This is a genomic window from Nocardia asteroides, from assembly GCF_900637185.1.
GTDB classification, from domain to species: domain Bacteria; phylum Actinomycetota; class Actinomycetes; order Mycobacteriales; family Mycobacteriaceae; genus Nocardia; species Nocardia asteroides.
The window spans coordinates 2,647,172-2,660,048 of the sequence record NZ_LR134352.1; the positions used below are offsets into that span (position 1 = coordinate 2,647,172).

Below are 12,877 nucleotides of genomic sequence, written 5' to 3' on the forward strand. Positions count from 1 at the left end.
GGTTCACCCCGCCTCGAACAGCGCGGCCAGATCGTCGACGAACTCGGCGTAGGCCACCGTGCGATCGGTCGCACGGAGCACCGAGGCGGGGTGCACCGTCGCGCCGACCCGATAGCGGTCGGCGTCGACGACCCGCCCGCGCAGCTCGGTGACCTTGGCCTTGGGGCCGAGCACCGCCTGGGTGGCGATCGCGCCGAGACAGACCACCAGCTTCGGCGCGATGAGCTCGAGCTCGGTGGCCAGCCACGGCGCGCAGGCCACGATCTCGGTGCGCCGCGGGGTCTGATGGATGCGGCGTTTGCCGCGCTCGGTGAACCGGAAGTGTTTGACCGCGTTGGTGAGATACAGCGTCTCGCGGTCCACGCCGATCTCGGTGAGCGCCCGGTCCAGCAGGTGCCCGGCGGGGCCGACGAAGGGGTGACCGTCGAGGTCCTCGTCATTGCCCGGCTGCTCGCCGACCACGACGGTGTCGGCCGTCGGCGCGCCCTCGCCGAACACGGTCTGGGTCGCGGCGCGATAGAGGTCGCAGCCGTGGCACCCGGCGGCTGCCTCGCGGACCCTGGACAGGTCATCGGTGTTCGGAATGTATTCCGCCGCACCGGGATAGCGGGTTCTGGTGGTCATCGTGATCCTCCCACTGGGGCAGGCACCGATTCCGGCACCCGGGTGACGGAGGCACCGGCACGGTCGGCGAGATGGGCGAAGGTGATCGCGTCCCGGACCGCGGCGCCACCGGGGTCGTTGTTGAAGTAGACGTGCAGGTCGGCCTCGCCGGACCAGGTGTCGAGCAGCCGATGGACCCAGCTGTCGAGAGCGTGGCGACCGTAGTGCGGGGCCGGCGTGGCGCGGCCCGCGTGCAGGCGCAGATAGGCCCAGTCGGTGGTGCGCCACAGCGGCGTGACCGGACGTGAGTCGCGATCGGCCCACGCCAGGGCCGCGCCCCGGGATTCCAGGACCGCGCGGATGTCGTCGGTCCACCAGGAGTCGTGCCGGGGTTCCACCGCCACCCGCACCGCGGCGGGGAAACAGGCCAGGCAGTCGTCGAGCAGGTTCGCGTCCGCGCGCAGCGTCGGCGGCAGTTGCAGCAGGATCGGGCCGAGCCGATCGCCCAGCCCCTCGGCGCGATCCAGCAGCCGCTGCACCGGTTCGGCCGGGTCGCGCAGGCGTTTGATGTGGGTGAGGAAGCGGCTGGCCTTGACCGCCAGCAGGAAGTCCGCGGGCGTGCGGTCCCGCCACGCGGCGAAGGTCTCCCGGCTCGGTAACCGGTAGAACGCGTTGTTGGATTCGACCGTGGCGAAACCCTCGGCGTAGCACTCGAGCCAGCGCCGCATCGGCACCCCGTCGGGGTACAGGACGCCGCGCCAGTCGCGGTACTGCCAGCCGGAGGTACCGACCCGGATCACCACTCCCACCTGACCTTTCCGAACGCGGCGCTCAGGCCGCGCGCAGCAGCGGGTCGAGTTCGCTCGCGTAGAAGTCGAGGAACGCGTCGGGGTCGGGGCCCGCGTTCATCAGGACCACCCGGTCGAAGCCCGCGTCGGTGTACTCGCGCACGGCCTCCACATAGCGTTTGGGGTCGTTGCCGCAGACGAACGCGTCGAGCATGTCGTCCTCGCGGACCGTGGTGGTGGCCGCGGCGAAATTGGCCGGATTGGGCAGCTCGCTGAGTACCTTCCAGCCGCCGACCGACCAGCGGTTCGTCGACAGCGCGGCCGCCGCGCCGTCACGCTCGGTCTCGGCGAAGGCGACGCCGAGTTCGGCGTAGCGCGGACCCGATCCGCCCGCCTGCCGGTAGTTCTCGACGAGCTCGGGATCCGGCTCGGTGGAGAACAGTCCGTCACCGAGCTCGGCGGCCAGGCGCGCGGCCTGCGGTCCACCCGCCGCGATCGCGATCTCGGGCGGGGTGTCGGGCAGGTCGAAGATCCGCGCGTCCGACAGCGACAGGTAGTGGCCGTCGTAGCTCTGATAGCCGCCCTGCCAGAGCAGCCGGATGATCTCGAGCGCTTCGCGCAGCATCCGCTGCCGCACCCGGACCGGCGGGAACTCCCGGCCCACGATGTGTTCGTTGAGTCGCTCGCCGGAGCCGATGCCCAGGGTGAACCGCCCGTCGGAGACGAGCGCGGTGGTGGCGGCGGCTTGGGCGACGATCGCGGGGTGATAGCGCAGGATCGGGCAGGTCACGCCGGTGGCGAGCCCGATCCGGTCGGTGCGGGCGGCGATCGTGCCGAGCACGGTCCAGGCGAAGGGGGAGTGGCCCTGGTTGTCGAGCCACGGATGGAAGTGGTCGCTCATCTCGACGAAGTCGAATCCGGCCTGCTCGGCCCGCTCGGCCTGCCGGACCAGTTCGGTGGGCCCGAAGGCCTCGGCGGCCAGTTTGTATCCGATCTGCATGGCGGAACCTTTCCCCGGCAGTCGCGCGCGCCGGTACGACAGGGTGCCTACTGAGTGCCGACTACCCGGGCCCCGCCACCGGAAACAGCCGCGCCCGTTGGCCCGGCAGGTATGGGCGGCGTCACGCTCTGCGGACACACTGCTAGGACGGTCGATCGACCTGTTTGCCCAGTTCGCTGGCCTATTGACGTCGGTTACGGGCAAATTTATGGTACGAACGTTCATATAGTTTTGGGAGGTAGGGCGACATGCGGGCGTGATCGCCGAGGTCGGCTACGGCGTGAACCGATTCCGGCCCGGCGACCGGGTCTTCGGCATGCCGATGTTCCCGCGCGAGGCGGGCACCTACGCCGAGTACCTCACGGCGCCCGCCCGGCACTTCGCGCACCTGCCCGACGGGCTGAGTTTCGCCGAGGGTGCAGCGCTGCCGCTGGCCGGGCTCACCGCGTGGCAGATGCTGGTCGAGGTCGCGGATGTGTCTGCGGGGCAACGGGTTCTAGTCGCCGGGGCGGGCGGTGGAGTCGGCCACCTGGCCGTGCAGATCGCCAAGGCCAGGGGGTGCCTATCTCGTCGACCCCGACGGCGCCGGACTGGACGCGCTGGCCGAGCTGATCCGGCGCGGACAGCTGCGCGTGCACGTCGACCGGGAACTGCCGCTGGCCGACGCGGCGGCCGCGCTCGAGCTGGTGGCTCGCGGCAAGACCACCGGCAAGATCGTGCTGACCGTCGCCGAACTGGACTGACGCGCAGGGGGTTACGTGGTCGCCAGCAGGGCCAGCCGGGCGTCGATGATGCGGCGGGCCCGCTCGAAGCGGGCGGGATCGTCGAAGAGCAACGCGTCCTGGGCGGCCTGCCTGGCGACCGCGTCGAGCTCGAACGCCAGATCGCCGGGGTCGACGTCGGCGGTGATCTCGCCGAGCGACATCGCCTCGGTGACTGTGGCCTCGTACAGGCGCAGCCAGTCCTGGCGGGCCGCGCCGAGCGCGTCGCGCACCCGCCCCGGGCGGGCGTCGAACTCCGAGATCGCCGACAGGAAGAAGCATCCGCCGCTGAAGAAGGGCTTGGCCGCGTACGCCAGCCACGCCTCGGCCAGCGCCCGCACCCGCCGCAGCCCGCCGGGCGCGCGCCGCGCCGGCTTCACCACCTGGGCCGCGAACGCCTCGATCGCGGCTCGCACGGTCGCCAGCTGCAATTCCTCCTTGGACCCGAACTGCGCGAAGACGCCGCTGTTGCTGAGCCCGAGATCGGTCGAGAGCCGCCGCGTCGACAGGCTCTCCAGGCCTTCCACCGACGCGATGTCCATCGCCCGGTCCAGAATGGCGCGCCGCGACTGCGCGCCCCGGCGCACCCGTCCGTCAACCTTCCCCTCGCTGACCATGCCACTGCCCTCCTCGCGTCCGAGCAGGGTAATGGTACTGCCGTCCACTTATCCAGTGGTGTGCCGCGAGCCCGGGGACGTCGGCACCGTCGCGCCTGCGTCCGGCGGCGGGCAGGGATCGGGCAGACTGGCCTGGTGAGCGCATCAGGCGGGCGGGCGCGGATCGGTGCGGTGTGGCGGTGGCTGCGCAGTGCGCCGGGAACGTACCTGTGGCTGGCGGTGCTGGCGGTGACGACGCTGATCATCCATCGGCTCACGCCGGAGGAGGCCAGGATCTGGCTCGGCTCCCGGTCGACCAATCTGCACCATCTCGGCGAGGACCCGATCCGGGTGCTGATCGGCAGCGCGTTCTGGCTCGACGGCGGCGGCTGGCTCGGCTACGCGGTGCTGTTCACGCTCTTCCACGCCAATGCCGAACGCTGGCTGGGCACGGTGCGCTGGCTGCTCGTGGCCGTGCTCGCCCACGTCGGCGCCACCTACCTGAGCGAGGGCGTGCTGCTGTGGGCGATCCGCACCGACATCGCGCCGGACCGGGCGGTCTACACCCTCGATGTCGGCGTCAGCTACGCGCTGGCCGGGGTCGCCGCGGTGCTGGCCTATCGCCTGGTGCCGCGGTGGCGCTTGCTGTACATCCTCGGCGTGCTCGCTGTCGTGGTGCCGCCGATCCTGCTCAACCGCACGTTCACCGACATCGGACACGCCAGCGCGGCGGCCATCGGATTCGCCTGTTATCCGCTGACGCGAGGCCGCGGCGCGAGCTGGGATCCGGGCCTGCTGATCGGCAGATTTCGTGGCCGCTCCCGGAAAACCGCAGGAAAATAGGTGTTACTTCGAATACTACGTACATGTATCATTGCGACTACCGCAGGAACGGCGCACCGTCGCGCCCGGCGTTCGACCGAGCGTCGCGCGGTAGGACGAGGAGTACCGATGAAGCTACTTCGCCGGAGCGCACGGCGACCCGAGGTAGATCCCGGCACGGTGGCGCTGCACGCGCGCAACGTGACCTTCGACTGGTCGGGCGTCGAGCTGCAGTGGATGACCGACGAACCGTACGCGGCGCACCTGATCAGCGCGCTGAACATGCTGCTGCCCGAGGGCGAGCGCATGTTCATCGAGACCTATCGCGAAGCGCTGCCGCTGGTGAAGGACGAGAAGCTGCGCGAGGACATGCTCGGCTTCATCGGCCAGGAATCCATGCACGCCGAGACCCACGAGAAGGTGCTGCGCGACGTGCTCACCGCCAACGGGGTCGACGCCAGGCCGTATGTGCGCCAGATGGAGTACCTGTTCCGCAAGTCGCTCGGCTCGCAGGGCGGCGACGACCGCGCGAGCAGGCAGATGTTGATCGAGCGGCTGGCCTTCATCGCCTGCCTCGAGCACTTCTTCGCCTGGCTCGGCGACTGGGTGATCAACGCCGACCTGGAGAAGTTCGGCGCCGACCCGCGCATGGCCGACCTGTTCCGCTGGCACGGCGCCGAGGAGGTCGAGCACCGCAATGTGGCCCACGACGTCGCCGAGTACTTCGGCGTCGGGTACGTGCGCCGCTGCGCCTCGATGACGCTGGTGTTCCCGATCTTCATCGCCCTCGTCGTGCGCGGGTCGAAGTTCCTGGTGCAGCAGGACCCGAAGCTGCCCGACCAGGGTTACCCCAGCATCATCGGCCACGTGCTGGGCGCCATGTGGCGCGGTGCGCTGCCCGGCATCCCGTCGCTGCTGGTGAGCGCGCTGTCGACGTTCCAGCCCGGCTACAGCCCGGAGAACGTGGGATCCACCGCCCAGGCCGTCGCCTACCTCGCGCAGTCGCCCGCGGCGCGCGCGGCCGCGTCGTGACCACCCGCGAGATCCCCGCGGCCCTGCCCGCCGACCTCTACGGCAAACACCGCCACGACCCGAGCCTGCGGGTGCTCGACGCGATCGCGGGCGCGCGACTGCGCTGGAGCGCACTGGTCAACCGGCGGGAACCGAATCCGCGCGTGGACGACCGCCGCTTCCCGGTGGTGGTGACCGAGCGCCGGATCGAAGCGCACGACCAGGACGTGGTGAGCCTGCGGCTCGCCGCGCACGACGGCAGGCCGCTGCCGCGCTGGCGACCCGGCGCGCACCTCGATCTGGAGCTGCCGTCGGGCCGGCTGCGCCAGTACTCGCTGTGCGGTGACCCCGCCGACGAACGTGCCTACCGGATCGCGGTACGCCGCATCCCCGGCGGCGGTGGCGGGTCGACGGAAGTCCACGACGAGCTGCCGGTCGGCACTCGATTCATGGTGCGCGGACCGCGCAACGCCTTCCCGTTCGCCGTGCCCGGCCACGGATCACCCTCGCAGCGACTGCATTTCGTCGCGGGCGGCATCGGCATCACGCCGATCCTGCCGATGGCCCGGCTCGCGCACCGCCTCGGCGTGCCGTGGACCATGGTCTACAGCGGACGCAGCCGCGACACCATCCCGTTCCTGGCCGAGCTGGAGTCGTTCGGGCCGCACGTCGTGGTCCGCACCGACGACGAGCACGGCCTGCCCACCGCGGCCGACCTGCTGCCCGGCGTCGACGCGGGCACCGCCGTCTACGCCTGCGGCCCGACGCCGATGACCTCGGCGATCGTGACCGCGGTGCGCACCATGCCCGACGTGGAACTGCATTTCGAACGCTTCTCGCCGCCGCCGATCGTCGACGGCACCGCCTTCGAGATCGAATTCGCCTCCACCGGAACGGTGATCGAGGTGCCCGCCGACCGCAGCGCCCTCGACGCCATCCTCGAAGCCCGCCCCGACCAGCCCTACTCCTGTCGCCAGGGGTTCTGCCGCACCTGCGTGGTGCGGGTACTGGCAGGCGAGCCCGATCATCGGGAGCACACCCTCACCGATGCCGACCACGCCGCGGGCGAGCTGCTCGCCTGCGTATCCCGTTCGCACGGTGAGCGATTGGTGCTCGACCTGTGAGTTCGATTCCAGGACAAGGAGTCCGCACATGACCACCGACACCCTCGCACCCGCCAACCGGCGCACAGTCCGCAACGGCGATTTCGAGCTGGCCGTGTTCGAATACGGTGACGCCGCCGCCGACACCGTCGTGCTCGTGCACGGCTGGCCCGACACCCATCACCTGTGGGACAAGGTGATTCCGCTGCTGGCCCAGCGTTTCCACGTGGTCGCCTACGACACCCGCGGTCACGGCGAGTCCACCCGCACCCAGCGCACCGCCGACTTCCGCCTCGACGAGCTCGCCCGCGACTTCTACGCCGTCGTCGACGCCGTGAGCCCGGACCGTCCCGTGCACGTGCTGGCCCACGACTGGGGTTCGGTGCAGGTGTGGGAGGCCGTGTGCGAGCCGCAGGCCGCCGAGCGGGTCGCCTCGTTCACCTCGGTGTCGGGTCCCAACCTCGACCACCTGGCCGCCTGGGTCCGGGACCGGCTCTCGCGCCCCACCCCGCGCAACATCTGGCAGCCGGTGACCCAGGCGCTGTCCTCGGCCTACACCGCGTTCTTCATGACCCCGGTGCTGCCGCGCGCCACCTTCAGCGCCATCGGCACCGAGAAGGTGTGGCAGCGCGCCGTCGCCCTCATGAACGACACCGCCCCGTCCAATGTGGTGCTCGGCCCGACCTTCCGCCGCGACATGGTCGACGGACTGCTCATCTACCGCGCGAACATCGTGCAGCGCATGCTGTCCCCGCGTGAACGCCGCACCGAGGTGCCGGTGCAGCTGATCGTGGCCGGGCGCGACGTCGCCGTGCGGCCCGCGGGCTACGACGACTCGCGCAAGTGGACCGCGCGGCTGTGGCGTCGCGACGTGCCCGCCGGACACTGGATGCCGTTCTCGCATCCGGAACTGCTGGCCACCGCCACCACCGAACTCATCGACGCGCTCGCGGGCGCGGCCGTGCCGCGTGGGCTCGCCCGCGCCGAGGTGGGCCGGACCAGGAAGGAATTCGAGAACCAGCTGGTGGTGATCACCGGCGCCGGCAGCGGCATCGGCCGCGAGACCGCGCTGGCCTTCGCCCGGCTCGGCGCCGAGCTGGTGGTCTCGGACGTGAACGAGAACGCGGCCAAGGAGACCGCCGAGCAGATCGCCGCCGTCGGCGGTGTGGCGCACGCCTATTCGCTCGACGTGTCCGACGAGGCCGCGGTGCGCGCGCACGCCGACGCGGTGATCGCCGCCCACGGCGTGCCCGACATCTTGATCAACAACGCCGGCGTCGGCCAGGCGGGCAGTTTCCTCGACACCACCTCGGCGGAGTTCGACCGGGTGCTGCGGATCAACCTCGGCGGTGTGGTCAACGGCTGCCGTGCCTTCGGCGCCGCGATGGCCGAGCGCGGCCTGGGCGGGCACATCGTGAACCTGTCGAGCATGGCCGCCTACAGCCCACAGCGCGACATGGCCGCCTACGCCACCAGCAAGTCGGCGGTGTTCATGTTCTCCGACTGCCTGCGCGCCGAGCTGGCCGACCGCGGCATCTCGGTCTCGACCGTGTGCCCCGGCATCGTGCACACCAATATCGTCGCCACCACCCACTTCGCGGGTGTCTCCGCCGAGGAGGAGGCGGCCACGCAGCGCAAGTTCGACAAGCTCTACGAGCGGCGCGGCTACACCCCCGACAAGGTCGCCGCGCAGATCGTCAAGGCGGTGCGCAGCGGTCGCGACATCGTCCCGGTGACGCCGGAATCGTGGGTGCAGTACCGGATCAACCGGATCGCCCCCGGTGCGGTCAGGTTCGCGGCCCGCCGGATGAAGCTGGTCTGACGGCGGTCACGCCCGGCGCAGTCGCTCCTGAACGGCGGCGACGTGCCGGGCGTCCACGCCCCACGGCTGCTCCACCCCGACCTGGCGGTCCAGATCCCACAGCACGCACTCCTCGCCGGGCGCGGCCACCATCGACCAGGCCACCACGGTGCGGCCGAGCTGGTCGATCATCGACCCGTGGTCGGGTGCGCTGTCGCCGGCCCCGTCGGGGAAGTGGTGCAGGAACCGGCCGTACGCGTCGGCGCAGAAACGCGCGTACTGCTGGGTGCACAGGATGAAGCCGTGCCAGGCCTCGTCGACGGCGTGCGAGGGCATCCCGATCACCTGGTCGTCGCGCATGGCCGCGCCGCAGCAGCGCAACCATTGGCGCAGACCGGTTTCCACCAGATCCCGCGGCTGCCACGGGCAGGTCTTGAAGATCGCGTCGGGAAAGGTCAGGTCTGCCACGGCTCGGTCGACCGCGGTGAGATCGACCGGTCGCTGACCGCGTCGGAGGAACGAGAGCGCCACGATTTCACTGTAAGCCCCTGGGCCGTCGCCCGGACGTGCTGCTCGGGACGACCGCGCCGGTTAGCCTGCTGACATGCTGTCCATGCTGTTGATCGTGCTCGCGTTCCTGGTGCTCGGCGTCGGGATCCTGGTGACCACCATCGTGGTGCTGATCCGCAAACTGAGCCCGCCCCGCGTCGATCGTCCGCTGGACCCGCGCTGGACCGCGGGTGCGGCCGGGACCACCGGGTTCTTCGACGCGTCGCCCGGGCATCCGTGGACCGGTTCGGGGTGCGCGGGGTCGGGCGACAGTTCCGGTGGTTGCGCCGCGAACAGCGGCTGCGGTGGCGGGTCGAGCAGCAGTTGCGGCGGCGGGTCCAGCAGCAGCTGTGGTGGTGGGAGCAGCAGCAGTTGCAGTTCCGGCAGTAGCAGCAGCTGTGGCGGTGGCAGCAGCTGCGGCGGCGGTTCCTGATCGGTGTGATCCACATCGCAGCACCATTGACCTGAACTCGCCTCGAGGTTTCATGCTGGACGCGTCCGGTGAACACCACGAGGGAGTCGCTATGCGTGCGGTGCAGGTCAAGGAATTCGGTGGTCCAGAAGTGCTCGAGGTGCGGGATCTGCCCACGCCGCAGCCGGGGCCGGGGGAAGTGGTCGTCGACGTCGAGGTGGCCGACGTGATGTTCCTCGACACCCGGTTGCGCAGCGGGTGGGGCCAGGACTACTTCCCACTGAGCCTGCCGTATGTGCCCGGCGGCGCGATCGGCGGCGTCGTGTCCGCGATCGGCGCCGAGGTCGATCCGAGTCGGCTCGGCACGCGCGTCGTCACCCAGACCGCGGCCAGTGGTGTCGGCGGCGGCCTGCCGATCGGCGGCTACGCCGAACAGTCCCTGGCCAAGGCCGACACCCTGGTCGAGATCCCCGACGGGCTGAGCACCGAGCAGGCCGTCGCGCTCGCCCACGACGGCCGCACCGCCTTCGCCGTGTTCGATCACGCCGGGGTGCAACCCGATTCGTGGGTGCTGATCACCGCCGCCGCGGGCGGCCTCGGCACCCTGCTCACCCAGCTGTCGGTCGCCGCGGGCGCCAAGGTGGTCGCCGCCGCGCGCGGCGCGGACAAACTCGCGCTCGCTGAGCGGCTCGGCGCGACCGCCGTGGTCGACTACTCCGCGGCGGACTGGGCCGCGCGGGTCAGGGAGATCACCGGCGGGGGAGCCGACGTCGTCTTCGACGGCGCGGGCGGCGCCCTCGGCGGACAGGCGCTCACCGCCACCGCCGACAACGGAAAATTCCTCGGATATGGTTCTGCCGCAGGTGATTTCGCTGACATTGACACAGCGGCCGCAGCCGCTCACGGGGTCACCGTGACCGGACTGTTCGACCTCGTGGCCGGGGATGTCGACTGGTCCGAGATCGCCCTGCGTGCCCAGGCGGAAGTGGCCGCAGGCAGGCTGAATGTGGTCATCGGACAGACGTTCCCGCTCGCGGAGGTGGCCCGCGCCCACGCGGTGATCGGGAGTCGATCGGCCCTCGGCCGCACCCTCTTGACGATCGGCGCGTGATTGTAACTTGTTCAGCGCCGCAACGGAATACACGTTAAGTTCATAGTGTGCAGGGACTTATTGTCATAGCGGTGATAGTGGCGGTTCTGTTGTTGGTAGTCGGCGTCATCAAGGTCGCCAGCAACCCCGGGGGCAGGGTCGAACACCGCGACCGCGAGGTGCGAGCACGGATGCGCCAGCGTGACGTCGAAAAGGCTTAGCTGCGTACCGCATTCGGATTCCTCACCCCACACGGCGACCGGTCGCCGCGCCTTCCCCCGAAGGACGCGCGACCGGTCGCCGTTCGACTGTCCGGCCCACTTTCCCCGCATCCCGACCACTACCACCTCCCACTCCACCCTCGACCTCACCGAGTGGTCATCGCCGCAGTGCACCGGGTACCATCCACACGCGCGCGGGATACCCGCGGCCAGGGGCGGTAGCTCAGTCGGTTAGAGCCGCGGACTCATAATCCGCTGGTCGTGGGTTCGAGCCCCACCCGCCCCACTTTCCTCGTATGACCTGCGAATACTCTGTCTCGCTGCAGTCGTGTTGATCCAGTACAGCGCACCTGCGCCAATGGATTATCGACCGAGAAGGCGTGGACGGGGTTGCGAGTCCGGCATCCCGAGGTAACGGATGTAGTGATCATTATCGCTTCAGGATCGGTCGGCCGACGTGGTGCGAGGCTTGGGCAGTTCGGTCCAGACCGACACCAGCTGTACCGGCATCTACCACAACGGGCGGTACCGCGACATCGCCGTCGAGCTGGGTCTGGGAGTTGCGCAAACCAAGGATCGGGTTGGTTGGTCGCCGACATCGCCGACATCACCAACACGACCACCCAGGCGTAGCGCATCGAACGAGAGTTCGTAGGCGAAGGGGCTCATCGGCCGTTTTCGGCGAGTTTGTCAGTGCGTCGAGTTACCTTCGGACTCAGCCTGATTGGCGCACCAGAGGGGGTACGAAGGGGATGGCAGGAACAGGTGGGCTGACATGCCTCGGTACTGAGATGACGGCCGCGCGTGGTCAGTACGGCACTCTGGTCGACGTACGGGTCGAGGGAGCCTACGCCGAGTGGTCGGGACGAAAAGGTCTGACTTGTCTGCTGTGCAGGTGCCCGGTCGAGGTGTACTACCGCCGCAGTACTGGCAACGTCTTCGTCCGCCACGGGAAGAACACTCCAGCAGGGACTATCCCGGCGGGTGGCAAGGTCTCCGAGACGTTCGAGCATGCTCGCCTCAAGCAATGGACTTGCGATCGTCTCGCGACGTTCGGGCTGGCCGACGTGGCGGTGGAACCTCGCATCGGTGACCAGTACCCCGATGTCTACGGGACCAGGGATGGTGTCTCCTATGCCGTCGAGATTCAGTGGAGCAACCTGGCTCCGGATCGGGCTCGGGAACGAACCGCGGGCCTTCGAGCTGCCGGGTGCGACCAGGTCCTGTGGGTAACGCGGCATCGCCATTGGATCGAGAAGATTCCCGCGGTCAGTCTCGGTGAGTTCAAACGCACGGGTTCTGGTGGCGGCTACCGCATCCAATCCGGTTTCCTCACACCACGCACCTCTGCACGCACGAATCGGTTGGCGATGGCCGACCGTCACTATCCGCTCGACAGCTTCCTCCAGCACTGGAGTACTCCAGGTGAGCTTGCCTGGGCGTACACCACACCTACGACCGCAGGATGGGCCACCGTGACTGACTGGGAAACGCTCACCCGCGACCAGGCTGCCGAAATCGTGAAGAAGAGCCGTCAGCTCGCCGACGCGCTCGGCGAGCGCGACCGACTCCGGTACCAGGTCGAAACTGCCGAGGATGCGATCAAATCAAATGCTGCGACGATCGCCCGGCAGGCGCGCACGATCGATCATGCGATCGAGGAGCGGGTCGAACTCACGAAGCGGGGCGATGACCTGACGGCTGCCCTGGCCGAGGCCGAGGATGCCCGAGCAGACAAGGTCGAGCGACTGCAGGCGGCCGAGGAAACGTTGACCAAGGTCACCGCAGAGTTGCGTCGATTGCAGTCGAAGTTCAGGCGTCGGCGGGTCGTGATCATCGTCCTCCTCGTTCTGTGCAGTGTGCTTGGCGCGACGTTGCTGCTCTGCTGATTCTGTTGATTCCTAGGTATCGACAGAATGTGAGTGCCGAGGATATCGATGTGACGTCAAGACTGGCCCGGTCGGGAGGATCGAATGCAATTGAACCAGTTCGGCGCGCTGTGCATCGGATGCCGGCAAGGTGTTCGGGAGCGCGGCGGATTCATCTACAGCCCAGGGGCCGGCAACCATGTCCTGTGCCTGCACTGTGCATACGTCGAGTGTGGCGAATCCCGCGGTCTG

The 12,877-nt window shown here is 69.3% G+C and carries 13 protein-coding genes, 1 tRNA gene and 1 pseudogene; 9 read left to right on the forward strand and 6 right to left on the reverse strand.

Going from position 1 to position 12,877, the window contains the following annotated elements:
* Positions 1-3: 3 nt before the first annotated feature.
* The 3 genes from EL493_RS12410 to EL493_RS12420 are packed head-to-tail and all read right to left on the reverse strand — an operon-like array spanning position 4 to position 2,391.
* Positions 4-624: a UdgX family uracil-DNA binding protein gene (locus EL493_RS12410; RefSeq protein WP_019045945.1), complete on the reverse strand. Its 621-nt coding sequence runs from the start codon at positions 622-624 to the stop codon at positions 4-6.
* The gene (locus tag EL493_RS12415) at positions 621-1,406 is read right to left on the reverse strand and encodes a DUF72 domain-containing protein (RefSeq protein ID WP_019045946.1); all 786 of its coding nucleotides are present in this window, start codon (positions 1,404-1,406) and stop codon (positions 621-623) included. The genes EL493_RS12410 and EL493_RS12415 overlap by 4 nt, the downstream gene beginning before the upstream one ends.
* 28 nt (positions 1,407-1,434) lie before the next feature.
* Positions 1,435-2,391 (reverse strand): TIGR03557 family F420-dependent LLM class oxidoreductase, encoded by a 957-nt coding sequence (locus tag EL493_RS12420; RefSeq protein WP_019045947.1) that lies wholly within the window; start codon positions 2,389-2,391, stop codon positions 1,435-1,437.
* A gap of 280 nt (positions 2,392-2,671) precedes the next feature.
* On the opposite strand from EL493_RS12420, the pseudogene EL493_RS33875 reads away from it, so the two are divergent.
* Positions 2,672-2,728 (forward strand): annotated as a pseudogene (locus EL493_RS33875) (hypothetical protein); the annotation flags it as partial.
* A gap of 178 nt (positions 2,729-2,906) precedes the next feature.
* The gene (locus tag EL493_RS33010; RefSeq protein WP_019045948.1) at positions 2,907-3,134 is read left to right on the forward strand and encodes a zinc-binding dehydrogenase; all 228 of its coding nucleotides are present in this window, start codon (positions 2,907-2,909) and stop codon (positions 3,132-3,134) included.
* Positions 3,135-3,145: 11 nt separating this feature from the next.
* On the opposite strand, the gene EL493_RS12430 is transcribed toward EL493_RS33010, so the two are convergent.
* Positions 3,146-3,769 (reverse strand): TetR/AcrR family transcriptional regulator, encoded by a 624-nt coding sequence (locus EL493_RS12430; RefSeq protein ID WP_030202652.1) that lies wholly within the window; start codon positions 3,767-3,769, stop codon positions 3,146-3,148.
* A gap of 135 nt (positions 3,770-3,904) precedes the next feature.
* Here EL493_RS12430 and EL493_RS12435 point away from each other — a divergent pair, with 135 nt between their 5' ends.
* The 4 genes from EL493_RS12435 (at position 3,905) to EL493_RS12445 (ending at position 8,506) form a co-directional block, all read left to right on the forward strand.
* Positions 3,905-4,591, forward strand: coding sequence for a rhomboid-like protein (locus tag EL493_RS12435; protein ID WP_030202654.1), 687 nt, complete (start codon positions 3,905-3,907; stop codon positions 4,589-4,591).
* Between the two features lie 108 nt (positions 4,592-4,699).
* Entirely contained in the window at positions 4,700-5,602 is a 903-nt protein-coding gene (locus EL493_RS33015) for a metal-dependent hydrolase (RefSeq protein ID WP_022567240.1), read from the forward strand.
* Positions 5,599-6,705, forward strand: a complete 1,107-nt coding sequence (locus tag EL493_RS33020; protein ID WP_019045952.1) for a PDR/VanB family oxidoreductase — start codon at positions 5,599-5,601, stop codon at positions 6,703-6,705. Before EL493_RS33015 ends, EL493_RS33020 begins: the two co-directional genes overlap by 4 nt.
* 28 nt (positions 6,706-6,733) lie before the next feature.
* Positions 6,734-8,506, forward strand: coding sequence for an SDR family oxidoreductase (locus EL493_RS12445; RefSeq protein ID WP_019045953.1), 1,773 nt, complete (start codon positions 6,734-6,736; stop codon positions 8,504-8,506).
* A gap of 6 nt (positions 8,507-8,512) precedes the next feature.
* On the opposite strand, the gene EL493_RS12450 is transcribed toward EL493_RS12445, so the two are convergent.
* Positions 8,513-9,016: a glycine-rich domain-containing protein gene (locus tag EL493_RS12450; protein WP_019045954.1), complete on the reverse strand. Its 504-nt coding sequence runs from the start codon at positions 9,014-9,016 to the stop codon at positions 8,513-8,515.
* Positions 9,017-9,076: 60 nt separating this feature from the next.
* Positions 9,077-9,481, reverse strand: coding sequence for a hypothetical protein (locus EL493_RS32705; protein WP_019045955.1), 405 nt, complete (start codon positions 9,479-9,481; stop codon positions 9,077-9,079).
* Between the two features lie 77 nt (positions 9,482-9,558).
* Here EL493_RS32705 and EL493_RS12460 point away from each other — a divergent pair, with 77 nt between their 5' ends.
* From EL493_RS12460 to EL493_RS12470, 3 genes are all read left to right on the forward strand, one after another.
* A complete protein-coding gene (locus tag EL493_RS12460; protein ID WP_019045956.1) occupies positions 9,559-10,557 on the forward strand; it encodes a zinc-binding dehydrogenase in 999 nt (332 codons plus the stop codon).
* A 412-nt stretch (positions 10,558-10,969) separates the two neighbouring features.
* A tRNA-Ile gene (locus tag EL493_RS12465) sits at positions 10,970-11,043 on the forward strand.
* A 505-nt stretch (positions 11,044-11,548) separates the two neighbouring features.
* The gene (locus EL493_RS12470; RefSeq protein ID WP_126405681.1) at positions 11,549-12,646 is read left to right on the forward strand and encodes a competence protein CoiA family protein; all 1,098 of its coding nucleotides are present in this window, start codon (positions 11,549-11,551) and stop codon (positions 12,644-12,646) included.
* Positions 12,647-12,877 lie beyond the last annotated feature (231 nt).

What these genes read in the sequence shown, in the direction of transcription:
- EL493_RS12410 (WP_019045945.1), bottom strand. Translation starts at nt 624, where the DNA reads ATGACCACCAGAACCCGCTATCCCGGTGCGGCGGAATACATTCCGAAC.
- EL493_RS12420 (WP_019045947.1), bottom strand. Translation starts at nt 2,391, where the DNA reads ATGCAGATCGGATACAAACTGGCCGCCGAGGCCTTCGGGCCCACCGAA.
- EL493_RS12430 (WP_030202652.1), bottom strand. Translation starts at nt 3,769, where the DNA reads ATGGTCAGCGAGGGGAAGGTTGACGGACGGGTGCGCCGGGGCGCGCAG.
- EL493_RS33015 (WP_022567240.1), top strand. Translation starts at nt 4,700, where the DNA reads ATGAAGCTACTTCGCCGGAGCGCACGGCGACCCGAGGTAGATCCCGGC.
- EL493_RS12445 (WP_019045953.1), top strand. Translation starts at nt 6,734, where the DNA reads ATGACCACCGACACCCTCGCACCCGCCAACCGGCGCACAGTCCGCAAC.
- EL493_RS12460 (WP_019045956.1), top strand. Translation starts at nt 9,559, where the DNA reads ATGCGTGCGGTGCAGGTCAAGGAATTCGGTGGTCCAGAAGTGCTCGAG.
- EL493_RS12470 (WP_126405681.1), top strand. Translation starts at nt 11,549, where the DNA reads ATGACGGCCGCGCGTGGTCAGTACGGCACTCTGGTCGACGTACGGGTC.